24 protein-coding genes are annotated in these 22,761 nt (G+C 73.5%); 5 read left to right on the top strand and 19 right to left on the bottom strand.

The annotated features are described in order from the left end of the window. Positions 1 to 331: 331 nt before the first annotated feature. The 17 genes from F8568_RS40020 to pgsA form a co-directional block, all read right to left on the bottom strand. Positions 332 to 856, bottom strand: a complete 525-nt coding sequence (locus F8568_RS40020) for an adenine phosphoribosyltransferase (protein WP_151598966.1) — start codon at positions 854 to 856, stop codon at positions 332 to 334. A gap of 105 nt (positions 857 to 961) precedes the next feature. After that, a complete protein-coding gene (secF, locus tag F8568_RS40015) occupies positions 962 to 2,128 on the bottom strand; it encodes a protein translocase subunit SecF (RefSeq protein ID WP_151598964.1) in 1,167 nt (388 codons plus the stop codon). Positions 2,129 to 2,131: 3 nt separating this feature from the next. Further along, on the bottom strand, positions 2,132 to 3,922 hold the full coding sequence (gene secD, locus F8568_RS40010; RefSeq protein WP_151598962.1) for a protein translocase subunit SecD: 1,791 nt from the start codon (positions 3,920 to 3,922) through the stop codon (positions 2,132 to 2,134). A gap of 42 nt (positions 3,923 to 3,964) precedes the next feature. Beyond that, positions 3,965 to 4,477 (bottom strand): preprotein translocase subunit YajC, encoded by a 513-nt coding sequence (yajC, locus tag F8568_RS40005; RefSeq protein WP_151598960.1) that lies wholly within the window; start codon positions 4,475 to 4,477, stop codon positions 3,965 to 3,967. Between the two features lie 178 nt (positions 4,478 to 4,655). Continuing rightward, on the bottom strand, positions 4,656 to 5,723 hold the full coding sequence (ruvB, locus tag F8568_RS40000) for a Holliday junction branch migration DNA helicase RuvB (RefSeq protein ID WP_151599042.1): 1,068 nt from the start codon (positions 5,721 to 5,723) through the stop codon (positions 4,656 to 4,658). 23 nt (positions 5,724 to 5,746) lie between these two features. Beyond that, on the bottom strand, positions 5,747 to 6,352 hold the full coding sequence (gene ruvA / locus F8568_RS39995) for a Holliday junction branch migration protein RuvA (protein WP_151598958.1): 606 nt from the start codon (positions 6,350 to 6,352) through the stop codon (positions 5,747 to 5,749). Beyond that, positions 6,349 to 6,948 (bottom strand): crossover junction endodeoxyribonuclease RuvC, encoded by a 600-nt coding sequence (ruvC, locus tag F8568_RS39990; protein ID WP_151598956.1) that lies wholly within the window; start codon positions 6,946 to 6,948, stop codon positions 6,349 to 6,351. The genes ruvA and ruvC overlap by 4 nt, the downstream gene beginning before the upstream one ends. Before the next feature lie 102 nt (positions 6,949 to 7,050). Beyond that, positions 7,051 to 8,202, bottom strand: a complete 1,152-nt coding sequence (locus tag F8568_RS39985; RefSeq protein WP_151598954.1) for a GNAT family N-acetyltransferase — start codon at positions 8,200 to 8,202, stop codon at positions 7,051 to 7,053. A 95-nt stretch (positions 8,203 to 8,297) separates the two neighbouring features. Continuing rightward, positions 8,298 to 9,053: a YebC/PmpR family DNA-binding transcriptional regulator gene (locus F8568_RS39980; RefSeq protein WP_151598952.1), complete on the bottom strand. Its 756-nt coding sequence runs from the start codon at positions 9,051 to 9,053 to the stop codon at positions 8,298 to 8,300. A 4-nt stretch (positions 9,054 to 9,057) separates the two neighbouring features. Then, the gene (pdxT, locus tag F8568_RS39975) at positions 9,058 to 9,681 is read right to left on the bottom strand and encodes a pyridoxal 5'-phosphate synthase glutaminase subunit PdxT (protein WP_328601237.1); all 624 of its coding nucleotides are present in this window, start codon (positions 9,679 to 9,681) and stop codon (positions 9,058 to 9,060) included. A gap of 144 nt (positions 9,682 to 9,825) precedes the next feature. After that, positions 9,826 to 10,440 (bottom strand): DUF6928 family protein, encoded by a 615-nt coding sequence (locus F8568_RS39970; protein ID WP_151598948.1) that lies wholly within the window; start codon positions 10,438 to 10,440, stop codon positions 9,826 to 9,828. 190 nt (positions 10,441 to 10,630) lie between these two features. Then, on the bottom strand, positions 10,631 to 11,551 hold the full coding sequence (pdxS, locus tag F8568_RS39965) for a pyridoxal 5'-phosphate synthase lyase subunit PdxS (protein WP_151598946.1): 921 nt from the start codon (positions 11,549 to 11,551) through the stop codon (positions 10,631 to 10,633). A gap of 120 nt (positions 11,552 to 11,671) precedes the next feature. Then, on the bottom strand, positions 11,672 to 12,715 hold the full coding sequence (locus F8568_RS39960) for a DUF3048 domain-containing protein (RefSeq protein WP_151598944.1): 1,044 nt from the start codon (positions 12,713 to 12,715) through the stop codon (positions 11,672 to 11,674). 152 nt (positions 12,716 to 12,867) lie between these two features. Beyond that, on the bottom strand, positions 12,868 to 13,407 hold the full coding sequence (locus F8568_RS39955) for a LemA family protein (RefSeq protein ID WP_151598942.1): 540 nt from the start codon (positions 13,405 to 13,407) through the stop codon (positions 12,868 to 12,870). A gap of 11 nt (positions 13,408 to 13,418) precedes the next feature. Then, positions 13,419 to 14,573 (bottom strand): glycosyltransferase family 4 protein, encoded by a 1,155-nt coding sequence (locus F8568_RS39950; protein ID WP_151598941.1) that lies wholly within the window; start codon positions 14,571 to 14,573, stop codon positions 13,419 to 13,421. Next, positions 14,570 to 15,514, bottom strand: a complete 945-nt coding sequence (locus F8568_RS39945; protein ID WP_328601235.1) for a phosphatidylinositol mannoside acyltransferase — start codon at positions 15,512 to 15,514, stop codon at positions 14,570 to 14,572. Before F8568_RS39945 ends, F8568_RS39950 begins: the two co-directional genes overlap by 4 nt. 96 nt (positions 15,515 to 15,610) lie before the next feature. Further along, entirely contained in the window at positions 15,611 to 16,345 is a 735-nt protein-coding gene (gene pgsA / locus F8568_RS39940) for a phosphatidylinositol phosphate synthase (protein ID WP_151598939.1), read from the bottom strand. Between the two features lie 320 nt (positions 16,346 to 16,665). Between pgsA and F8568_RS39935 the strand changes: the two genes are divergently transcribed. The 4 genes from F8568_RS39935 to F8568_RS39920 all read left to right on the top strand — a co-directional run bounded on the left by F8568_RS39935 (position 16,666) and on the right by F8568_RS39920 (position 21,263). Next, positions 16,666 to 18,834: an elongation factor G-like protein EF-G2 gene (locus F8568_RS39935; RefSeq protein ID WP_151598937.1), complete on the top strand. Its 2,169-nt coding sequence runs from the start codon at positions 16,666 to 16,668 to the stop codon at positions 18,832 to 18,834. A gap of 201 nt (positions 18,835 to 19,035) precedes the next feature. Beyond that, complete coding sequence (locus F8568_RS39930) at positions 19,036 to 19,842, top strand: polysaccharide deacetylase family protein (protein WP_151598935.1); 807 nt, start codon at positions 19,036 to 19,038, stop codon at positions 19,840 to 19,842. A 9-nt stretch (positions 19,843 to 19,851) separates the two neighbouring features. After that, a complete protein-coding gene (locus F8568_RS39925; RefSeq protein WP_151598933.1) occupies positions 19,852 to 20,307 on the top strand; it encodes a hypothetical protein in 456 nt (151 codons plus the stop codon). Then, positions 20,304 to 21,263, top strand: a complete 960-nt coding sequence (locus tag F8568_RS39920) for a hypothetical protein (RefSeq protein ID WP_151598931.1) — start codon at positions 20,304 to 20,306, stop codon at positions 21,261 to 21,263. Before F8568_RS39925 ends, F8568_RS39920 begins: the two co-directional genes overlap by 4 nt. Positions 21,264 to 21,288: 25 nt before the next feature. Here F8568_RS39920 and F8568_RS39915 read toward each other — a convergent pair whose 3' ends face one another. Both F8568_RS39915 and F8568_RS39910 read right to left on the bottom strand, forming a co-directional pair. Next, complete coding sequence (locus F8568_RS39915; protein WP_202125900.1) at positions 21,289 to 21,690, bottom strand: thiol-disulfide oxidoreductase DCC family protein; 402 nt, start codon at positions 21,688 to 21,690, stop codon at positions 21,289 to 21,291. A gap of 46 nt (positions 21,691 to 21,736) precedes the next feature. Beyond that, positions 21,737 to 22,360 (bottom strand): HIT family protein, encoded by a 624-nt coding sequence (locus F8568_RS39910; RefSeq protein ID WP_407924511.1) that lies wholly within the window; start codon positions 22,358 to 22,360, stop codon positions 21,737 to 21,739. Between the two features lie 216 nt (positions 22,361 to 22,576). On the opposite strand from F8568_RS39910, the gene F8568_RS39905 reads away from it, so the two are divergent. After that, a partial coding sequence (locus F8568_RS39905; RefSeq protein ID WP_202125899.1) for a hypothetical protein occupies positions 22,577 to 22,761 on the top strand: 185 nt, incomplete at its 3' end.

The raw sequence follows: 22,761 nt of genomic DNA, 5'->3' as shown, positions 1-22,761 counted from the left end.
CCGCGGTCGTATGCGGCGCGGTCGTCCGCGGCGAGGACGGTCGGGCGGCGGAGGGTTCCTGCGCGGTGGCGGGCGGGCGGCCGACGGGCTCGTCGGCGGGGCGTCGCCGCGCGGCGGCGGGCGCACCGGTCCGCTCTGCGGGCTCCGCGGCGTCCCGCTCCCGGCGGGTCTCGTCCGCGGCGTCCACGGCGGCGTCGGTCACCGCTCCGGTCGATGCCACCTCACCGCGCACCCAGCCTCCTCAGCCCTCGCGGGCGCCGTCTCCGCGCCGGCGGGAACGCACCCGTCCCGGCGGACCCTGATGACCAGTGTATCCGCCGGGCATTTCGTCCTAGACCGTAACCAACGAGTGGACGTCCAGATTCCCCAGCCTGCCGCGCCCCTGCAGAAAGGACAGCTCCAGCAGCACCGACAGGCCGACGACCTCGCCGCCGCCGCGGCGGACCAACTCGGCGGCGGCTCGGGCCGTCCCGCCGGTGGCCAGCACGTCGTCGACGATCAGCACCCGGTCGCCGGGCTCGAAGGCGTCGACGTGGATCTCGATCGTCTCGGTCCCGTACTCGAGATCATAGGTCTCCTCGTGCGTCCGCGACGGCAGCTTCCCCTTTTTGCGCACCGGGACGAACCCCGCGCCGAAGTGGTAGGCGACCGGCGCGGCGAGGATGAACCCGCGCGCCTCGATCCCGACGATCTTGTCGACGGTGCCGCGGCCGCGGTGGTTGACGATCGCGTCGACGACCCCGGCGAAGGCGACGTGGTCGGCGAGCAGCGGGGTGATGTCCTTGAACAGCACGCCCGGCTTCGGGTAGTCGTCCACGTCGCGGATCCGCTCCTGGATCAGCTTGCCGAGGTCCACCGTTGCACTCCCTGTGACGAATCCCACGTGATCCCGCTCATGACCGCGCCGTGCCCGCGCCCGTCACCACGGTGGGTGACCGGCGCGGGCACGGCGCGTCCCGCTCTACTTGCCGCCGCGGCGCTGCTGGCGGGTGCCGCGGCGCGGCTGCTGCCGCGGCCCCGTCTGCACGACCTTCCGGACGGTCACGCCGGACGGCAGGGTCCCGGACCCGTCGTCGTCCGGCGCGCCGTCGCCGGGCTCGCCGGCCGGCGGCGCGTCGCCGGACGCCCCGGTCGCGGCCTTGACCTTCGCGCTCCTGGCCTGCCGCTTGGCGCTCTGCTCGCGGCGGGCGATGTTCGCGCGGATCTGCTTGTACTTCGGCTCGCGCTCCTTGAGCTGCACCAGCAGCGGCGTCGCCACGCACAGCGAGGAGTACGTACCGATGATCATGCCGACGAACAACGCGAGCGACAGGTCCTTCAGCGTGCCCGCGCCGAACAGCGTGGTGCCGATGAACAGGATCGCTCCGACCGGCAGGATCGCGACCAGCGAGGTGTTCAGCGACCGGACCAGCGTGCTGCTCAGCGCCTGGTTCGCCGCCTCGCTGTAGGTCGTCCTGGAGGTCGGGCCGAGCGGCTTGGTGACCTCCTTGATCATGTCGAAGACGACCACCGCGTCGTACAGCGAGTACCCGAGGATCGTCAGGAACCCCAGCAGTGTCGCGGGCGTGACCTCGAACCCGGACCAGGCGTACACGCCCGCCGTGATGATCAGGTCGTGCACGAGGGCGACGACGGCGGCGACCGCCATCCGCCACTCGAACGCCACCGACAGGTAGCCGATGATGAGGATCATGAAGACGATGAGCGCCTGCCACGCCTTCTTCTGGATCTCGCCGCCCCACGAGGCGCCGACCACCTGGGTGCTGACCTTGCTGGCCGGGACCTTCAGCTCCTTGGTGATGACCGACTTGACCTGGGTCACCTGGTCCGAGGACAGGCTCTGGGTGGTGACCCGCCAGTCGTCGCCGGCCTTCTGCACGATCGGGTCGTGCGCGCCGCCGTCGGTCGCGGCACCGCGCACCTGTTCGATCGAGGAGCTCGGCGCCTTGAAGGTGAAGACCGAGCCGCCCTTGAACTCCACGCCGAAGTTGAGGCCCTGGACCAGCAGCCCGGCGAGCGACAGGATCAGCAGCGCCCCGGACAGCGAGTACCAGATCTTCGGCTTGCCGACGATGTCGGCGCTGATCTCACCCCGGTAGATCCGGGAGATGACCGCGCGCAGCCCCATGGCTCAGGCCTCCTGGCTCGTCTTGCGGGCGGCGACGCCGGAGGCGTCCTGCGTGGTGCGGCGCAGCCGCTTGGCGTCCAGCCCGGACATCGGATGCCCGCGGCCGAAGAACCTCGTCCGCGACAGCAGGGCCACCATCGGCTTGGTGAAGAAGAACACCACCACGAGGTCGATCAGCGTGGTCAGGCCCATCGCGAACGCGAACCCGGCGACGCCGCCGACCGCGAGGAAGTACAGCACCACGGCGGCCAGGAACGTCACGGCGTCGGCGACCAGGATCGTGCGCCGCGCCCGCTTCCAGGCGTTCTCCACCGACGAGCGCAGCCTGCGGCCCGCTCTCAGCTCGTCGCGCAGCCGCTCGAAGTAGACGATGAACGAGTCGGCGGTGATGCCGATCGACACGATCAGGCCGATGATGTGCGGCAGCGACAGCCGGAAGCCCATCCCCTCACCGAGGATCACCACCGCCTCGTAGGTGATCACGGACGCGACGATCAGGCTGGACACCGCTACCAGGCCGAGACCCCGGTAGTAGAGCATGCAGTAGACCACGACCAGGCCGAGGCCGATCGCGCCGGCGATCAGGCCGCCGGTCAGCTGGTCGGAGCCCAGCGTGGACGACACCTCGTCGATGGAGCTCTGCTTGAACTCCAGCGGCAGCGCCCCGTACTTCAGCACGTTGGCGAGGTCGGTCGCGTACTGCTGGGTGAAGCTGTCGGCGGGGCCGTCGATGCTGGCGCTGCCGCCGGTGATCGCGCCCTGGTTGATCTGCGGCGCGGACACGACCTGGCCGTCGAGCACGATCGCGACCTGCGCCTGCGGCGAGGACGAGTCGCTCTGGTAGGCCTTGGACGCGTCGGTGGTGACGTCGCCGAACTGCTTGGCGCCCTTGCCGTCGAACTTCAGCGACACCGACCAGCTCGCCTGGCCCTGCTGAGAGTTCGGCGGCATCGCGGTCGCGCTCTTGACGTTCTCGCCGAGCACCCGGACCGGGCCGAGGATGTACTTGCCGACCTGGCCGTCCTCGACCTTCTGCGCGCACGCCGCGACGAACTTGCGCTTGGGGTCGTTGGCGCCCGGCGCGTGCCGGTCGCCGTTGTAGCAGTCCAGCGACTCGAACTGCTGGATGACCGCCTTGTCGGTGACGCCCGGGTAGGTCTGCGTTCCGGTGGACGGCGTCGGCGACACCAGCGGCGAGGACGGCGACGCCGACGGGGACGCCGTCGGCGACGGCGAGCCCGAGCCGGACGGCTTCGGCGTCGGCGCCGCCAGCGCGTCCGACACCGCGCGCTTGCGCGGCGTGGCGGACGCGGACGGCGACCCCGACGGCTTCGTGGTCGGCTTGCCCGACGGGCTCGCCGTGCCGGACGGGGTCGCCGACGGGGAGGGCGTCGCCCCGGCCGCCGTGGGCTTGCCGTCGGCGTAGGCGAACACCTGCCGGAACTGCAGCTTCGCGGTCGTGCCGATCAGCCCCACGACGCGGCTCTGCCCCTCGCCGGGCACGTTCACCACGATGTTGTTGCTGCCCTGCTTGGCGACCTCGGCGTCGGACACGCCCAGACCGTTGACCCGCTGCGTCATGATCTTGACGGCCTGGTCCATCAGGCCCGACGGCGGGTTCTTGCCCTTCTCGGTCTTGGCGGTGAGCGTGACGGTCGTCCCGCCCGCCAGGTCCAGGCCGAGCTTCGGCTTGGTCTGCCCCTGCAGGAGCGCGACGCCGGCCAGGATCGCGATGACCGCGAAGAGGGCGAAGAGCGTGCGCCCGGGCTTGGGAACGTTGCTAGGCGAGGCCACTGGTCGTTTTCTTCCCGTCCTTGAGTCGTTGCCGGCGGCGCGTCAGGCCGAGGGCTTCTCCCCGGCCTTGGCCTTCGCCTTGGGCTTGGACTCCGCGTCCTCGTCCTCGTCGCCGAGGCCCGCCGCGTCCGCGGCGCCGTCGGCGTCCTTGGACAGGTCCACCTCGGCCGGCTCGTCCTTGGACAGGTCGACGCGCTCGCCGTCCTCGTCCGCCTCGAGCTCGTCGTCGTCGGCCTCGTCGTCCAGCTCCTCGGGCTCGTCGTCCTTGAGGACCTGCATGACGGCCTGCTTGACGAAGTGGACCTCGACGCCCGGCGCGATCTCCAGCAGGAGGCCGTCGTCGTCGACCGAGACCACGGTGGCGCGGATGCCGCTGGTGGTCAGCACCCGGGCACCCGGTTCCATGGCGCTCTGCATCTGCATCTGCTCCTTGCGCCGCTTGCTCTGCGGCCGGATGAGCAGGAAGTAGAACACCACGGGGACGGCGAGCAGCAGCAGCAGGTTGAAGCCCCCGCTGCCGCCGGACGAAGCCGCCAAAATCATGTCGCTGCCCATTACTGGGGCATCCTTCCGATGTGGTTTGCCCAGCCTGTGACCGGATCGGCCACCCCATGGGGAACGCGGGCTGGAGACGGTGGAACCAAGTCCCGGAGTCTAGAGAGTACGCGAGACCCCGGCAACGACGTGACGACCCGCGGCGCCGGGAAGTTCCCATCCCGTTACAACATGATCACTAATCGGGCCGCTCGGCGCCGTCGTCCACCTCGAACAGCGTACCGGCCATCGGCGACGCGGCCGGCTGGGCGAGGCCGAGATGCGCCCACGCGGCGGGCGTCGCGATGCGCCCGCGGGGCGTGCGGGCCAGCAGCCCCTGCCGGACGAGGAACGGCTCGGCGACGACCTCCACCGTCTCGGGCTCCTCCCCCACCGACACCGCCAGCGTCGACAGCCCCACCGGCCCCCCGCCGAACTTGCGCAGCAGGGACGCGAGGACGGCGCGGTCGAGCCGGTCCAGGCCGCGCTCGTCCACCTCGTAGAGTTTCAGCGCGGCCCGCGCCAGGTCCCGGGTGATCACGCCGTCCGCGCGGACCTCGGCGTAGTCGCGGACGCGGCGCAGCAGCCGGTTGGCGATCCGGGGCGTCCCCCGGGAGCGCCCGGCGACCTCGGCGGCGCCGTCGTCGGTGATCTCCACGTCCAGCAGCCGCGCCGACCGCCGGACGATCACCTCCAGCTCGGCGGGCTCGTAGAAGTCCATGTGCGCGACGAACCCGAACCGGTCGCGCAGCGGCCCCGGCAGCATGCCCGCCCGGGTCGTCGCGCCGACGAGCGTGAACGGCGCGATGTCGAGGGGGATCGCGGTCGCGCCCGGCCCCTTGCCCACGACGACGTCGACCCGGAAGTCCTCCATCGCCATGTAGAGCATCTCCTCGGCGGGCCGCGCCAGCCGGTGGATCTCGTCGAGGAACAGCACCTCGCCCTCGGCGAGGGTGGACAGCACCGCCGCCAGGTCCCCGGCGCGCTCGATCGCGGGGCCGGAGGAGATCCGCAGCGGCTGCCCCAGCTCCGCCGCGATGATCATGGCGAGGGTCGTCTTGCCGAGCCCCGGGCCGCCGGACAGCAGCACGTGGTCGGGCGTGCGGCCGCGCCGCAGCGCCCCGCGCAGCACCAGCGACAGCTGCTCGCGGACCCGTTCCTGCCCGACGAAGTCGTCGAGCCGCTTCGGCCGTAGCGCCGCCTCGATCACCTGCTCCTCGGCGCCCTCCGCGTCCGCCGAGACCAGCCGCTCGCCCTCGCCGCTCATCGCCTCGCCTCCGCCCGGGTGCGTCACTTGGCGAGCTTCTTGAGCGCGGACTTCAGCAGCGCCGCGACCGGGGGCGCCTCGGCGCCGTCGAGGTCGGCGGCGACGGCGTCGACGGCCGCGTCGGCGTCCTTGGCGGACCAGCCCAGGTTGATCAGGCCCATCTGGACCTGCGCGCGCCACGCCTCGGCCGCGGCGGGCGCGCGCACCTCGGCGGCGCCGTCGCCGACCGGGCCGCCGAGCCGGTCCTTCAGCTCCAGCACGATCCGCTGGGCGCCCTTCTTCCCGATGCCCGGCACCTTGGTCAGCGCGGTCAGATCCTCGGTGGCGACGGCGCGGCGCAGCGCGTTCGGGGTGTGCACGGCGAGCATCGCGAGGGCGAGGCGGGGGCCGACGCCGCTGGCGGTCTGCAGCAGCTCGAACACCGTCCGCTCGTCGTCGTCGGCGAACCCGAAGAGGGTCAGCGAGTCCTCCCGGACGACCAGCGAGGTCGGCACCGTCGCCTCGTCGCCGACCCGCAGCCCGGCGAGCGTGGCGGGCGTGCACTGCACGGCGAGGCCGACGCCGTGCACGTCGATCACCGCGCCGTCCGGCCCGGCGGCGGCCACCCGGCCGCTGACGAAGGCGATCACTGGACGCTTCCTCCTCTGCTCGGGCCGCCGGGGGCGGTGCCGTTGCGGGCGGCGAGGCGCTCGCGCTCGGCGCGCGCCGCCTGCTCGATCCGCGAGACCTGCGCCCGCGCGAGCCGCCGCTGAGCGCTGCCGCGCCACACATGGCAGATCGCCAGGGCGAGCGCGTCGGCCGCGTCCGCGGGCCTCGGCGCGGTCTCCAGGCTCAGCAGCCGGGTGACCATCGCCGTCACCTGCGCCTTGTCGGCGCGGCCGTTGCCGGTGACGGCGGCCTTGGCCTCGCTCGGGGTGTGCAGGGCGACCGGCAGGCCGCGGCGGGCGGCGGCCAGCATCGCGATGCCGGCGGCCTGCGCGGTGCCCATCACGGTGCGGACGTTGTGCTGGGAGAACACCCGCTCGACGGCGACGGCGTCCGGCCGCAGCTCGTCCATCAGCGCCTCGATCCCCCGCTCGACGCCGAGGAGCCGCAGGGCGTGGTCCTCGGCGGCGTCGGTCCGCACCACCGACACGTGCACCAGGTGGAGCCGTTTGCCGGGCGCGCCCTCGACGACCCCCACCCCGCACCGGGTGAGCCCGGGGTCCACCCCCATCACCCGCACGGCCGCTCCTTCGATCATCTGTTCGGCCGAACACGCTACCAACTCAGGATGACATCGCTCGCGTGCGGCGGGCGTGTCCCGCCAGAAGGTCGTCGAGGGGGTCTAGAAGTAGTCGAGGGAGTACGGGGTGGCCGCGAACGCGGCGGAGAGCGCCCCCGCGTCCCCGCCCGCGAGCAGGCCGACGCGGCGCAGGGTGGAGACCGGTACGCCCGCGTAGAGGGCGGACAGGCCCCGCGCGCCCATGCGGACGGCGGCGGCGTCCTCGCCGGAGCGTTCCAGCCGGCCCTCGCCGTCCTTGACCTCCAGCCGCCAGTGGCCCGAGTTCCCCGGCCGCTGCGGGTCGTCGATCTCCAGCGGGACCGCGACGGCGACGCCCTCGGGGTAGCCGCGCGCCTCGATCGCGGCGGGCGCGTCCACGACCCGCAGCATCCACTGCTTGCGGCCGACGGACTCCTTCTCGCGCTCGCCCGGCAGCCACAGGACCGGGTCCATGGGCGAGACGCAGGCCTTCACCGTCGAGGCCGTCGAGGAGCCGGAGCCCACGATGGCCCAGAGCGCGCGCAGCGTCCGCTCGGAGGCCGCCACCGCCCGGACGACCTCCAGCGCCGTGTTCCCCTCGGCCCAGCGATAGGCGAGGAACCCGTCCTCGGCCAGGTAGCAGTACCCGTCGCGGTCGTCGAGGAAGCCCGGCCACATCGACCCGTGCCAGCCGATGGGCCCGCAGTCGCGGGCCGATGCGTGGACGCGGCCGATCACCGCCGCGACCTCCGCCGCGTCCCCGGGCCCGGCGCGGCGGACCGGCACCCGCTCGGCGGCGATGCCGCGCAGCGCCTCCGCCGGGAGCTCGATCTCGTGCTGGGCGCCGGCGTGCTCCCAGCCGAGCGACCGGTAGATCCGCGTCGTCGCCGGGTACAGCATCGACACGGCGTGCCCGAACCCGGCGCAGCGCTCGAGCATCTCGGTCATGAGGCGGCGTCCGAGCCCGCGCCCGCGCTCCTCGGGCGCGACCGTGATCCCGCCGATGCCGCCCATGGAGACCGCCCGCCCGTGCCACCACTGGATCATGTCGTGGATGCGGCCGGTCGCCACGATCCGGTCGCCGTCGAAACCCGCGAACTGCCGTCCCGCCGCCAGCACCGGCGCGGTGCGGCGCAGCGTGCCCTCCCACTCCGCGTCCGTCAGCGGCCCGAAGGCACGGGCGCGGATGTCGCGGGTGGCTTCCATCTCCTCGGGGGCGAGCGCGCGGATCTCCATGATCCCGACCGTAGACCATCGCGCGGGCGCCCCGGAGCGCCGAACGCCGCCGCGCCCTCGTGGGCGGCGGCGGCGTTCACGGCACGCGGCGCGGCTCAGGCGTCGATCTTCTCCATGACCTCGTCGGAGACGTCGAAGTTGGCGTAGACGTCCTGGACGTCGTCGGAGTCCTCGAGGGCGTCCAGCAGCCGGAAGACCTTCTTGGCGTTGTCCTCGTCGAGCGGGACGGTCACGCTCGGCAGGAACTTGCTCTCGGCCGACTCGTAGTCGATCCCGGCCTCGACCAGCGCGGTGCGGACCGCGACGAGGTCGCCGGCCTCGCTGACGACCTCGAAGTTCTCCTCGTCGAGCTCGTTGACCTCCTCCGCGCCGGCGTCGAGGACGGCCATCATCACGTCGTCCTCGCTGGTGCCCGCCTTCGGGACGATCACGACGCCCTTGCGGTTGAACATGTACGACACCGAGCCGGGGTCGGCGAGGGAGCCGCCGTTGCGGGTGAGGGCCACCCGGACCTCGGAGGCGGCGCGGTTGCGGTTGTCGGTCAGGCACTCGATCAGCACGGCGACACCGCCCGGGGCGTAGCCCTCGTAGGTGATGTTCTGCCAGTCGGCGCCTCCGGCCTCCTCGCCGGCGCCGCGCTTGCGCGCGCGCTCGATGTTGTCGTTGGGGACGGAGTTCTTCTTCGCCTTGTAGATGGCGTCGTAGAGGGTGGGGTTGGCGTCGGGGTCGCCGCCGCCCGTGCGGGCCGCCACCTCGATGTTCTTGATCAGCTTGGCGAAGAGCTTGCCCCGCTTGGCGTCGAGGGCCGCCTTCTTGTGCTTGGTCGTCGCCCATTTGGAATGGCCGGACATTCAGTCAATCCTCCTTGCGCATCGCCCGGCGCACCAGATCGGCGAAGTAGTGGTGCACGCGGAAGTCGCCCGTCAGCTCCGGGTGGAAGGAGGTCGCCATGAGGCGACCCTGGCGGACGGCGACGATCCTACCGGCGTTCGGGCCGCTCTCGGCGCGTCCGAGGACCTCGACGGCGTCGCCGACGGACTCCACCCAGGGTGCGCGGATGAAAACGGCGTGGTACGGCGTGTCCCCCATACCGGTCAGCGGGACGTTCGACTCGAACGAGTCGACCTGCCGGCCGAACGCGTTGCGCCGCACGGTCATGTCGATGCCGCCGACGGTCTCCTGGCCCGCGACGCCGTCCCGGATCCGGTCCGCGAGCATGATCATGCCGGCGCAGGAGCCGTAGGCGGGCAGCCCCGCCTCGATCCGCTTGCGCAGCGGCTCCAGCAGCTCGAACGCGCGCGCCAGCCGCCACATGGTGGTGGACTCCCCGCCCGGCAGGACGAGCCCGTCCACCTGGTCGAGCTCCTCGGCGCGCCGCACGTTCAGGGTGCGCGCGCCGGCCTGCTCGAGGGCACGGGCGTGCTCGCGCACGTCGCCCTGGAGGGCGAGGACGCCGATCGTCGGTACGGCGGAAGTCACGTGGCTGAACCTCTCGGGGATAGCGCGTATGGGCGGAACCGTGGACATCCCTTACAACGCGGCGGGACGCAGGGGCTCTTCCCCGAGGTGCCGCCGGTCGGGGTCCGAGCCGCCAGGCGAGGGCCCGGGCCGGGCCTGCGGGAACTACGCGTGCTTGAAGCGGCGGAGCGGGAGCTCCAGCGGCAGGAAGCCGTCCTTGCCGCGGTCGGCGATGCCGCGCCCGAACATGTGGGCCGCGGCGAGCGCGAGCCCGAACTCCTCGTGGTCGAACGGGAGCGGGACGTCCGGGGCGCCCGCGTCGATGGCCCGCCAGAACGGCCGCTCGGCGGGGAGCCGCTCGCCCTGGTCGACGACGACGCCGTCCTCCGCGGTGACGAACACGTCGCGGAGCAGCTCGCCGCCGGTGTACCAGCGGAACCAGCAGCCGCGGATGACCGTGTGCAGGACCAGCACGCCGCAGGACGCGCCGGGCAGCGCGGCGGCCGCGGTGTCGGCGATCCGGCGGGCGTCGTCGTCCAGGCAGAACAGCCGCCGGTCGCACAGCAGCAGTGCGCGCTCGAACGCGCCGACGAACAGCTCGTCCTCGTACGGCCAGAGCGCGAAGTCCAGGACGGTGTCGCCGGTCTCGGTGAGGGTGGCCGCCGGGTAGAGGCCGCGCGCGATCCGCGCGGCCTCGGCGGGGTCGGGCACGAGGCCCGGCCGGAACACCTCGGTGGGTTCACCCGCGCTCGCGCACGCCAGCGCGACGGACCAAGCCATGCTCTCCCCTCCCGCGGCCGGGCACCGCGCAGGGACGCCCGGTCTCCGGGGGGCCCGCCCCGGCGACCCGGCCCCTCACCGGCCGCGCCGCAAGCGTAATGGCTCCGGCGCCGCGCCGGGGAGGGGCCCACCCGCCTGACCACCCGGTCATCGGGCCGGGCGGGCGGCGCGGTGCGGGCGCCGCCGGGGTTCACCAGCCGCGGTGGGCGAACTTCTGGTCCTCGCCCAGGGAGGCGACGTTGATGCCGACCATGGCGTCGCCGAGGCCGCGGGACACCTTGGCGATCACGCCGGGGTCGTCGTGGAAGGTGGTGGCCTTGACGATCGCCTCGGCGCGCTGGGCCGGGTTGCCGGACTTGAAGATCCCGGAGCCGACGAACACGCCCTCGGCGCCGAGCTGCATCATCATCGCGGCGTCCGCGGGGGTGGCGATGCCGCCGGCGGTGAACAGCACAACGGGCAGCTTGCCGGCCTGCGCGACCTCCTTGACCAGCTCGTAGGGCGCCTGGAGCTCCTTGGCGGCGACGTACAGCTCGTCCTCGGGCAGCGACTGCAGGCGGCGGATCTCCTGCCGGATCTGCCGCATGTGGGTGGTGGCGTTCGACACGTCGCCCGTGCCGGCCTCGCCCTTGGAGCGGATCATGGCCGCGCCCTCGGTGATGCGGCGCAGCGCCTCGCCGAGGTTGGTGGCGCCGCACACGAACGGGACGGTGAACGCCCACTTGTCGATGTGGTTCTCGTAGTCGGCCGGGGTGAGCACCTCGGACTCGTCGACGTAGTCGACGCCGAGGGCCTGCAGGACCTGCGCCTCGACGAAGTGGCCGATGCGGGCCTTGGCCATGACCGGGATCGACACCGCGCCGATGATGCCGTCGATCATGTCGGGGTCGCTCATCCGGGAGATGCCGCCCTCGGCGCGGATGTCGGCGGGCACCCGCTCCAGGGCCATCACCGCGACGGCACCGGCGTCCTCGGCGATCTTCGCCTGCTCGGGGGTGACGACGTCCATGATCACGCCGCCCTTGAGCATCTCCGCCATGCCGCGCTTGACGCGGGCGGTGCCGGTCTCGGGCGCGTTCTCCGGGGCGGAATTCAAAGTGGACACGGGCATTCCTCACGTGCGCGGACGACAGTTCGCCTCCATGATATTGCCTGCTAGCGGGGCCTTTCGACGCCGCCGCGGGGGCAGGCCAATGGGCGGGAATTGGCCGTTGACCGGCCGCCCGCGGCGCTATGGAATGTGGGGCTTGCCGTCGTTCACCAGGACCACCCAGACCTGTCCGCGCGCGAACGTCATCGGCTTGCCGCCGGCGGTGGTGTAGGTGGTGCCGGAGGTCTCCGAGGGGCGCGACCACTCGGCGTCGTAGGCCTTGCCGTCGCGCAGCACGGTGGCGCGGCCGGTGCCGGTCGTCTGGATCAGCGGGGTGTAGCTGCCGAGGAAGTCGTGGAACTTGGACCGGGTCGTCCTGGCGTACTGGACGACGATCGTCGCGCCGCCGAGCCGTCCGCCTTCGGCCGCGACATCGGGCTTGCCGCCCCAGCTGGCGAGCCACCGCTTCTGCTTGGCCGACCAGGTGAAGCCCATCGTCGCCGCCGGCCATTTCGCGGTGAACGAGGCGGTCGGCCTGCCGCCCTCGGGCGCGGGGCCGAAGCGGAAGCCGATGTCGCGCGGCGCGGACGCCTTGGGCGCGTGCTTGAGCAGCGCCTTCGGGTCGCCGTAGAGGTTATAGGGGATCTGCCGGGCGCTGGAGCGGGAGTAGGCGGATCCGGCGTTCTCCTGGGAGATGTCGTACACCGGCGCCTCGCGGATGTACTTCTTCATCTTGCTCTGCACGCCGGAGAAGGCGAAGGCGGGATGCCCGAACTGCGGGAGGATGTGCAGGTCGGAGATGCGGGCGCTGCGGACCGGCCCGACCCGCTTCGGCAGCTTGGACGAGTAGACCGCCATCAGCCGGGTCTCGCCGCCCTCCACCTGCTCGACGTAGACGATGTCGGCGGCCGGCACCCCCGCCTGCGGCAGCGCGGGCCTCGTGTTCTCGATCTTCACGGCGAGGACGGGGTTGTGCAGCCCCGTGGTGCCGCCGGTGAACGGGTGCGTCGCCGGCGCGGGGGTCCCGGAGGGGGCGCCGGAGGACGCGCCGCCGTGCGCGCTCGGCGGTGCCGCGGTGCCGGCACCGTGCGAGCCGGAACAGGCCCCGAGGGCCGCGCCGAGCACGGCGGCGCCGAGCCCGACGACCGCCCGGCCCCGTGCCGTCCTGTGCCACGCGTGTCGCATAACCCTCCCTTTGCGGCGATCTGCCCGAGGGTAGCGAACGGAATCGATGCGTTCGCCCGGTCCGCTGTACGCGGCGACGGGCCCGGAGCGATCAACTCGGGGGTGCCGACGCGATCAATTCGGCGGTGCGGCGGGCCGGGCCGCGGGTGGTGTCAGACGCCCGGCGGGTCGTCGTCGATCTCGAAGAAGTCCGGCAGCGCCGCGCGGCCGGCCAGCGGCAGGACGCGGATCAGCGGCTTGCGGCGCGCGGCGCGCGCCTGCGCGACGGCGTCGTTGTAGAAGCGGCGCGCGTAAGCGACCTTCGCCGCCGACGAGGACAGCTCCTCCAGCACGTCGGCGCCATCGCCGCCCTCCCCCGCGACCGTGCCGGCGAAGTCCGGCTGGTCGGCCACGGCGCGCAGCGCGCGCGAGAGATCGCTCTCGGCGAACTCGCGGTTGTCGGCGTCGGCGGTCCGGGCCTCGTGGGCGGCGGTCGCCAGCACCAGGCTCGCGGCCGGGTCCAGCAGCCGGGACGCCGCGAGCTCCAGCGCCGCGGCGGCCCGCCGCACCAGCGCGGCGTCCAGCGCGGCGCGGGCTGTCTCGACGCGGACGTGCAGCCGGTCCAGCCGGGTGGCGCGCCACGACACGTACACCCCGACGAGGAACACGACGGCGACCCAGAACAGCACGTCGATGATCCAGTGGTAGAGCATCGGGCCGTCCCTCAGGCGCCGGCGCCGGACTCGACGACGCCGGCGCCCGCGTACGCGACCGTCTCGTAGACCCGCAGCACGTCGCGGGCCACCGACGACCAGTCGTAGGCGCGGACGGCGGCGCGGGCCTCCGCGGACAACTGCTTGCGCCGGGCCGGGTCGTCCAGCAGCGCGGCGGCCGCGGCGGCGAGCGCCTCGTGGTCGCCCGCCGGGAACAGCGCCCCCGCGCGGCCGCCGAGCAGCACCCGGTCGAACGCCTCGATGTCGCTGGCGAGGATCGGCGCGCCCGCCGACATCGCCTCGGCGAGCACGATGCCGAAGCTCTCGCCGCCGAGGTTCGGCGCGACGAACGCGTCCACCGAGTGGTAGACCCGGATCTTGTCCTCCTCGCTCACCATGCCGAGCACGGCCACCCGGTCGCGCAGCTCCGGGGTGACGCGGGCGGCCACGTCGCCGGCGTCGCCGGGCCCGGCGAGCAGCAGCCGCAGCCCCGGGCGGCGGCGGCCGAGGATCTCGAACGCGCGCAGCAGCACCGGCAGGCCCTTGCGCGGCTCGTCCATCCGGCCGAGGAAGCCGAGCGCCTCGCCGCCGCCCGGCCCGCCGGCGCGCCCGCGCCAGCCCGGCAGCGGGGCGGCCATCGCGTACCGCTCGGTGGCGACCCCGTTCGGGATCAGCACCGCGTCGCCGCCGAGGTGCTCGACCAGGCTGGTGCGGGCCGCCTCCGACACCGCGATCCGGCCGTTGATCTTCTCCAGCGCGCTGCGCAGGATCGGCGCGGTCACCGACAGCGCGCGGGACCGCTGGTAGGAGGCGTGGAAGGTGCCGACGATCGGCCCGTCCGCCGCCCAGCAGGCCAGCAGGCCGAGCGACGGCGCGGCGGGCTCGTGGACGTGCAGGACGTCGAAGCCGCCCTCGTTGATCCACCGGCGCACCCGCGCCGACGACAGGAACCCGAACGCCAGCCGCGCCACCGACCCGTTGTAGGGGACGGGGACGGCGCGCCCCGCCGGCACGGCGTAGGGCGGCAGGTCGGCGTCGTCGTCGGCGGGCGTGATCACCGACACCCGGTGCCCGAGCGCGATCAGCGCCTCGGCGAGGTCGCGGATGTGCTGCTGGACGCCGCCCGGGACGTTCCAGGTGTAGGGGCAGACGATGCCGACGTTCACCGGGACGCCCCGCCCGGCCCGGCCGGGTCCAGGTCGTCCACCCAAACCTTCTGCAGCATGTGCCAGTCCTCCGGATGGGCGGCGATGCCCGCCTCGAAGACCCGCGCGATCTCCTGCGTCATGGTCTGGATCTTCTCCCGCCTGGCGCCCTCGTCCGGGACCGGGACCTCTCCGTGGACGCGCGCCGCCCAGTACTTCCCCTCGTACCAGAGTGTCACGGGAATGAGGGCTGCGCCCGTCTGCAGCGCCAGCGCCGCGGAAACGGCGGGCATCCGCGCGGTGGCGCCGAAGAACTCCACGTCGACGCCGCTCGCGGTGAGGTCGCGGTCGACGACCAGGCAGACGGGCCGCCCGGCGCGCAGCCGCTGCGCCATCCGGCCGAACGCCGACGCGCCGGTGTGCGCGAGGACCTCCATGCCGAGGCTCTCGCGGAACTCCACGAACCGGTCGAACAGCGACTCGGGCCTGAGCCGCTCGGCGACGGTGGTGAACGGGTGCCCGCGGGCGGCGAGCCAGGCGCCGGCGTGCTCGTAGTTGCCCATGTGCGGCAGCGCAAGGATCACGCCGCGGCCGGCCTCCAGGTTCGAGAAGATCTTCTTCTCGCCGGTGACCCGCATCCGGCCGACGATCCGGTCCCGGCCGTACTCCGGCAGCCGGAACACCTCGAGCCAGTAGCGGGCGTAGGAGCGCAGCACGCGCTTGCTGAGCACGCGGACCTCGTCGTCCACGGCGTCCTTGCCGAGGACGCGGCACAGGTTGCGCTCGAGCTGCCGGACGCCGCCGCCGTTGGCCTGCCAGGCGCGGTCGGCGACCGCGGTGAACACCAGCCGGGCGGCGCCCTCGGGCATCTTGCGGACGACCGTCCAGCCGAGCGCGTAGGCGGCGTCCATCACCTCGTCGCGCAGCGACGCGGGCGCGGAGCCGCCTGCGGGCGCGGTCACGGGCACGGCTCCCTCCTGGGCCGGGCGCCGCCCGGTCGGCGGCGCGGCCCGGTCACGGGTACGGCGTTCGGCGCGGCCGGTCACCGCGCGGCGGGGTCACCGGCGCGGCGGCGGGCCCGCCTTCGCGTGCGCCTTCTCGCCGTTCTCCTCGTCCTCTTCGTTCCCGGCGGCGGACGCGCCGGGCCCGGAGGCCGGCCCCGAGGCGGGCGCGGACGCGGCGGGCTTCGGCGCGGGGTCGTCCTTCGCCTGGGCGTACACCGTCGCGAACCGCTGCCCGACGGTGACGGTGCTGAGCACCGCCAGCGCCCACAGCGCGACTGCCAGGACGTAGGGCACACCGAGGCCGTCGAACCCGGCCGCGACCAGGGCGACGATCAGGCGTTCGGCACGCTCGGCGATGCCCACGTTGCAGGTGTACCCGAGGCCCTCGGCGCGGGCCTTGGCGTAGGACACGACGACCCCGGCGACGAGGCAGTACAGGGCGACGCCGGCGAGGCCGTGCTGCCCGTCCCGGTACAGCCCGATCATCAGCCCGGAGAAGATCGCCGCGTCCGCGACCCGGTCCATGGTGGAGTCCAGGAACGCGCCGAACTTGGAGATCTTGCCGGTGACCCGGGCGACCGCGCCGTCGAGCATGTCGAACAGCACGAACGCGGTGATCACCATCGTGCCCCAGAAGAACTCCCCGCGCGGGAACAGCACGAGCGCGCCGGCGGCGACGCCGGCGGTGCCGATGACCGTGATGGCGTTGGGCGACACCCCGGTCCGCGCGACCGTCCGTCCGATGGGCGTCAGGACGCGCCCCAGCGCGGGCCTGATTCTGTTGAGCATCGCCGTCCGTTCTCGTGCTGCCGGATGAAGGGCCGCCGGCATCGGCCAGGGGCCGCCGTTGGCGCGTCCGATCGTAGTGCCGCCGCCGACCGGACGCGGTCAGGCCCGGGTTTGCGGCCCCGTGCGGCGGACAGAAGCACGTTGTTTGCCGTTCACCCCTTGTGATCCCGCCGCTCACGGGAAAGGGTGTTGACACGGGTGTGACGTCGGTCACGCACGTTGGACGAGGACGCCGCACTCGGACGTCAGGGCCGGGCCCCTCCGGGCCGGGCCCCAGCCGACGCGGGCCCCCGCGAGGAGGCCCGTCCGAGGAGGTAGTCATGGCGGACAAGGGAGGACACCCGGGAGCCCCCGGCAGGGCACCGGAGGCCGGCGGGTGCGACAGGGTGCGCAACGTCGCGCTGGTCGGCCATTCGGGGGCGGGAAAGACCACGCTCGTGGAGGCGCTGCTGACGGCGGCGGGCACGCTGCAGCGGGCCGGCCGGGTCGAGGAGGGCACCACGGTCAGCGACTTCGACGACGTCGAGGTCCGCCAGCAGCGCTCGGTCAACCTCGCGCTCGCCCCGCTCACGCACGGCGACATCAAGGTCAACCTCATCGACACCCCCGGCTACGCCGACTTCGTCGGCGACCTGCGGGCCGGGCTGCGCGCCGCCGACGCGGCGCTGTTCGTGATCTCGGCGGTGGACGGGATCGACGGCCTCACCCGGATGATCTGGGACGAGTGCGCCCGGGTCGGGATGCCCCGCGCGGTCGTCATCACCAAGATCGACCAGCAGCGCGGCGACTTCGACGACGTGGTGCTGAGCTGCCAGGACGCCTTCGGCGAGGGCGTGCTCCCGCTGTACTTCCCGGCGGCGGACGGCGACGGGCTGAAGGGCCTGATCGGGCTGCTCACGCAGCGCTGCCTGGACTACTCCACCGGCGAGCGCACCGAGTGCGCGCCCGACCCGGAGTACCTGGAGCAGATCTCCGAGCAGCGCGCGTCGCTGATCGAGGGGATCATCCAGGAGAGCGAGGACGAGACCCTCATGGACCGGTACCTGTCCGGCGAGGAGATCGACGTCAAGGCGCTCATCGAGGACCTGGAGACCGCGGTGGCGCGCGGCAGCTTCTACCCGGTGCTCGCCACGTCGGTGCCGCACGGCGACCGCCCCGGGCCGGTCGTCGGGATGCTGGAGCTGCTGGAGGTCGTCACCCAGGCGTTCCCCTCGCCCCTCGAGCACGGCATCCCCCCGGTGACGCCGGTCGAGGGCGGGCCGCCGAGGGAGATCGGCTGCGACCCCGACGGGCCGCTGGTCGCCGAGGTGGTCAAGACCACGTCCGACCCGTACGTCGGGCGGATCTCGCTGGTCCGGGTGTTCTCCGGGACGCTGCGCCCCGACACCACCGTGCACGTGTCCGGGCACGGCATGCAGGAGCGCGGGCACGAGGACCACGACGTCGACGAACGGGTGGGCGCCCTCACCTCCCCGCTCGGCAAGACGCAGCGGACGGTCGCCTCGTGCGGCGCCGGGGACATCTGCGCGGTCGCGAAGCTCTCGCGCGCCGAGACCGGCGACACGCTGTCCGACCCGTCGTCGCCGATGGTGATGGCGCCGTGGACGATGCCGGACCCGCTGCTGCCCGTGGCGATCCGCGCCAAGTCCAAGGCCGACGAGGACAAGCTCGGCCAGGCGCTCGGCCGGCTGGTCGCCGAGGACCCGACGCTGCGGCTGGAGAACAACGCCGAGACGCGGCAGCTGGTGCTGTGGTGCATGGGCGAGGCGCACGCCGACGTCCTCATCGACCGGCTCAGCGCCCGGTACGGCGTCGAGGTGGAGCGGGTCGAGCTGCGGGTGCCGCTGCGCGAGACGTTCGGCGGGTCCGCCAAGGGGCTCGGCCGGCACGTCAAGCAGAGCGGCGGCCACGGCCAGTACGGCATCTGCCACATCGAGGTGGAGCCGCTGCCGTCCGGCGAGGGCTTCGAGTTCGTCGACAAGATCGTCGGCGGGGTGGTGCCGCGGCAGTTCATCCCGTCGGTCGAGAAGGGCGTCCGGCAGCAGATGGAGCGCGGCGTGTCCGCCGGATACCCGCTGGTCGACGTCAAGGTCACGCTGTACGACGGCAAGGCGCACTCGGTGGACTCCTCCGACATGGCCTTCCAGGCCGCCGGCGCGCTCGCGCTGAAGGACGCCGCCGGGCAGGTGCCGGTGCTGCTGCTGGAGCCGGTGGACGAGGTGAGCGTGCTGATCGCCGACGAGTACGTGGGGCCGGTGATGTCCGACCTCACCTCGCGGCGCGGCCGGGTGCTCGGCTCGCAGGCGGTGCCGGGCGGCCGGACGATGATCAAGGCGGAGGTGCCGCAGCTGGAGATCGTCCGGTACGCGATCGACCTGCGGTCGATGTCGCAGGGCACCGGCACGTTCGACCGGACGTTCCTGCGGTACGAGCCGCTTCCCTCGCATCTGGCGGACAAGGTCGCGAAGGCCGAGGCGGCGCACGACTAGCGCACGGCAGCGCGCCGCGGGCGGGGCGGGCGCAGGCCGGCGCCCGCCCCGCCCGCCCTCGCGGCCGCACCGTCCGGGGCACGTTCGCTGATCCTTCCGGAGTCGTCCGGATGGCGGCGCGGCCTCATCCCTGAGGGTGACTCCGATTTCGGCATCTCGGGCGATGGCGGGCGGTTCGCGGCGTGAAATTCTTACTGCGCCATGAACGACACGGGGGAAGACCGGCGGCCCGCCCGGCCCGGGCGCCGCAACATCATCCGCGGCCTCGGCCTCGCGGCCGGCGGGCTGCTCGCCGGCGGCGCGGGGTTCGCCACCGAGCAGGCATGGCGCCGCGAGGACCCGCCGACCCCCGCGTCCGCCGCGTCCGTCGACTCCTGGCAGCCTCCCGACCGGCAGGTCGACGTCGTGTGGGCGGTGCACACCCGCCGCCGGCTGGTCGCGCTGACCTTCGACGACGGGCCGATGGAGCGCTGGACCCCGCAGGCGCTCGACGCGCTCGACGAGGCGAAGGTGCCGGCGACGTTCTTCATGGTCGGCAGCCGGCTCGCCCGCAACGCCCGCCTCGTCGCGGGCCGGCTCGGCCGGCACGAGGTCGGCAACCACACCTGGAAGCACGACGACCTGTCCAGGATGAGCTTCGCGCACGCCTACCGCTCCATCCACCGCACGCACCAGACCATCGAGCAGGTCACCGGGCGCGCACCGGCGCTGCTGCGGCCGCCGTGGGGCCGGCTCGGCGGCACCACCCTGCACGTCGCCGCGCAGCACGGCTACGAACTCGTGCTGTGGTCGCTGCTGGTGCAGGACAGGGCGCTCGGCCGCCGGCCGGACGAGATGGTCGCCGCGGTCGTCGACAACGTCCGGCCCGGCACCATCGTCCTCGCGCACGACGTCGGCGCCGCGAGCCGCAGGACCGCGATCGAGCGGCTGCCCGAGATGATCCGCGGGCTGCGCGGCCGCGGTTTCGACTTCGTCACCGTGTCGCAGCTGCGACGGGCCGCGCTCTAGGCTTGCCCGGTGAAACCGCCCGTCCTCCGCCTGAGCGCCCGCGCACGGTTCTGGCGATCGCTCACCGGCGCGGCATTCGTCGCCGCGCTGCTGTTCACCAGCGCGTTCGGAAGCAACGACGACTTCCCCATCGGGCCGATGACGCAGTTCGCGTTCTCGGTGAAGAACGACGGCGGGACGATCGGCTCGTTCTGGCTGGAGGCCGACACCGCCGAGGGCCGGCACGTCGAGCTGTCCCGCGACGCCGTCGGGACCGGCATGAAGCGCGCCGAGATCGAGGGGCAGATGGACCGGATCGTCCACGACCCGTCGCTGCTGCAGGGCATCGCCGAGGGGCAGCACCGGCTGCATCCCGGCGGCCCGCGGCTCACCCGGATCTACGTCGTAGAGGAGATCAAGAAGCTGCAGCACGGCGAGGTCGTGTCCACCAGGCGCGTCAACCGCGTCGTCTGGGACGTGCGGTGACCGCCGCCGCGACGCCGGAGGCGCCCCGGCCCGTCCGTCCCGCCGGGCCGGAGCCCGCCGCGCGCGGCCCGTGGGGGCGCTGGTGGTTCGGGCCGGTCCCGCGGGCCCGGGTCGCGTGGCTGCGGATCCTCGGGTACGCGTTCCTGCCGTTCGACATGCTGCTGCTGACCAGCAGCTCGCTGGCGCACGCCCGGCTGCCCGCCGACCTGTACCGGCCGGTGCTGATCGGGCGGCTGCTGCACCTGCCCGCGCCGACGCCCGCCGCGATGTACGCGCTGCTGGCCGTGACGCTCGCGTCCGGGCTCGCCGCGGCGACGGGCCGGTTCCTGCCGCGCCTGACCGGCTACGTGTGCGCCTGCGGGTACCTGTGGTGGGTCACGATCAGCATGTCGTACGGGAAGGTCGACCACGACCACCTGGCGCTCGTGGTGGCGCTGTTCGTCCTGCCGAGCGTCGGACGGGCCCGGATCGACGACGAGCACGGGTGCGAGGCGTCCGCGTGGGCGGTGCGCGGGATCCAGATCTCGGTGGTGGCCGCCTACTTCCTGTCCATGTGGGCGAAGGTGAAGATCGGCGGGTTCCCCGAGTGGCCGAACGGGGCGACGGTCCAGTGGGCGCTGAGCCGGCGCGGGACGGCGTTCGGGCGCAGCCTCATCGGCTACCCGCTGCTGCTGAAGGCGAGCCAGTGGTTCATGTTCCTGGCGGAGGCGAGCTCACCGGCGCTGCTGTTCCTGCGCGGCCGGCCGCTGTACCTGTTCGTGCTGTTCTTCGCGGGGTTCCACGCGGTCACCTACGCGCTGATGAGCATCCACTTCCTGCCGCACGCGATCTGGCTGGCGGCGTTCCTGCCGCTGGAGCGGCTCACCGGACGGCTCCCTTCGGGGCTCCGCCGGGCGCTCGGCGGCCGGGCGGACAAGGCCGACGCGGCCGACGTGGCCGTGCCCGAGGCGGCCTGAAGCCCGGCGGGCCGGACGGCGGCGGTCAGCTCCGGGCGCCGGGGCGCTGCGCGGCGGGCAGCATGCAGGCGGCGGTGCCGCCGGGCATCCGCTGCCGGTTGTTCGCGACGAGCCGGTACACGGCGTGCGCGAGCCAGCTCACCGGCGGCGTCCGCATGGCGACGCCCGGGACGCGCCAGATGCCGCCGGCCGCCGTCAGCAGCCGTCCGATCGCCTCCGCCCCGCCGCTGACGCGTCCCGCCCGGTCGACCCACAGCACCTCGTGCTCGGCCCGCTCCCACGTGGTGCCGAGCGCGGCGAGGTCGGCGAACTGGAACGCGACGACCTCGGCGTCCACGGGCACACGGCGCTCCAGGAACCGCACCGAGGCCGTGCAGAACCCGCAGTCGCCGTCGTAGACCAGCACCGGCCGCTCGCGTCGCGTCATGGCGTCCATCATGCCGTGCTCCCCCCGCGCTCGCGCGAAGGGGCCGTCAGTCCTGCGGCCAGGCGTCGGCGAGGATCTGCCGGGTGTCGCGCAGCAGCTGCGGCAGCACCCGGGTGTGCCCGACGACCGGCATGAAGTTGGTGTCGCCGCCCCACCGCGGCACCACGTGCTGGTGCAGGTGCGCGGCGATCCCGGCACCGGCGACCAGCCCGAGGTTCATGCCGACGTTGAACCCCTGCGCGCCGCTGGCCTTGCGCAGCGCGGCGAGCGAGCGGCGGGTGAAGACGGCGAGCTCGGTGTACTCCGCCTCGTCGAGGTCGCCGTAGTCGGCGACGTGCCGGTACGGGACGACCATGAGGTGCCCGGAGTTGTACGGGTAGAGGTTGAGGACGGTGAAGACCGACCGGCCCCGCGCGACGACGAGGCCCTCCTCGTCGGTCATCGCCGGGATCTCGCAGAACGGGCAGCCCTCCCCCGCCCCCGGGCCGGTGGGCTTGTTCTCGCCCTTGATGTAGGCCATCCGGTGCGGGGTCCACAGCCGCTGGAAGTTGTCGGGCACGCCCGCGCCGCCCCTCTCCTCCTCGAGGCGGGACTGGTGCTCCGCGGCGCCCGAGCCGGACGCCTCGTCGCGCCCCTGCTGGTCCACGGGCTTCTCCGGCTCTGCGGTCAAGGCGGCGGTCTCCTTTTGTTCACGGCCTGACCAGCAGCATAGAGAGACCGGAGCGCCGGCACGTAGCCGGGATGCCTCCCGCGGACGGGCGGGCGCGCCGGCGGGCGGGCGCGCCGGCGGGCGGGCCCGCGGACGCGCCCGCGGGAGGGGGCCTGCGTGACGTCCCGCCCGTCTCTCCGACACCATGGGTCGTCCAGCCGAACAGTGGGAGCGATCATGACCGAGCTCGAGAAGGGCCGCGCCGGGGACGGCGCCGAACCGCGCCCGGGGGCGGGCTCGACGCCGTTCTTCCCGGGGGCGCCCGGACTGCCGGGCCCGGTCCCCCCGCCGGGCGCGCCGCTGCCCGCGCCGCCCGCGGCCCCCCAGGCCGCCGTCCCGGCCGGGGCCGCCCACGCCGCGCC

It is taken from the genome of Actinomadura physcomitrii (assembly GCF_008923205.2).
GTDB lineage: Bacteria > Actinomycetota > Actinomycetes > Streptosporangiales > Streptosporangiaceae > Spirillospora > Spirillospora physcomitrii.
This window is presented reverse-complemented; position numbering and strand designations above follow the sequence as displayed.

What these genes read in the sequence shown, in the direction of transcription:
- pgsA (WP_151598939.1), bottom strand. Translation starts at nt 16,345, where the DNA reads ATGCTCAACAGAATCAGGCCCGCGCTGGGGCGCGTCCTGACGCCCATC.
- ruvB (WP_151599042.1), bottom strand. Translation starts at nt 5,723, where the DNA reads ATGAGCGGCGAGGGCGAGCGGCTGGTCTCGGCGGACGCGGAGGGCGCC.
- yajC (WP_151598960.1), bottom strand. Translation starts at nt 4,477, where the DNA reads ATGGGCAGCGACATGATTTTGGCGGCTTCGTCCGGCGGCAGCGGGGGC.
- F8568_RS39985 (WP_151598954.1), bottom strand. Translation starts at nt 8,202, where the DNA reads ATGGAGATCCGCGCGCTCGCCCCCGAGGAGATGGAAGCCACCCGCGAC.
- F8568_RS39960 (WP_151598944.1), bottom strand. Translation starts at nt 12,715, where the DNA reads ATGCGACACGCGTGGCACAGGACGGCACGGGGCCGGGCGGTCGTCGGG.
- F8568_RS39935 (WP_151598937.1), top strand. Translation starts at nt 16,666, where the DNA reads ATGGCGGACAAGGGAGGACACCCGGGAGCCCCCGGCAGGGCACCGGAG.
- F8568_RS39930 (WP_151598935.1), top strand. Translation starts at nt 19,036, where the DNA reads ATGAACGACACGGGGGAAGACCGGCGGCCCGCCCGGCCCGGGCGCCGC.
- secF (WP_151598964.1), bottom strand. Translation starts at nt 2,128, where the DNA reads ATGGGGCTGCGCGCGGTCATCTCCCGGATCTACCGGGGTGAGATCAGC.
- F8568_RS39915 (WP_202125900.1), bottom strand. Translation starts at nt 21,690, where the DNA reads ATGACGCGACGCGAGCGGCCGGTGCTGGTCTACGACGGCGACTGCGGG.
- F8568_RS39970 (WP_151598948.1), bottom strand. Translation starts at nt 10,440, where the DNA reads ATGGCTTGGTCCGTCGCGCTGGCGTGCGCGAGCGCGGGTGAACCCACC.
- pdxS (WP_151598946.1), bottom strand. Translation starts at nt 11,551, where the DNA reads ATGCCCGTGTCCACTTTGAATTCCGCCCCGGAGAACGCGCCCGAGACC.
- F8568_RS39980 (WP_151598952.1), bottom strand. Translation starts at nt 9,053, where the DNA reads ATGTCCGGCCATTCCAAATGGGCGACGACCAAGCACAAGAAGGCGGCC.
- F8568_RS39955 (WP_151598942.1), bottom strand. Translation starts at nt 13,407, where the DNA reads ATGCTCTACCACTGGATCATCGACGTGCTGTTCTGGGTCGCCGTCGTG.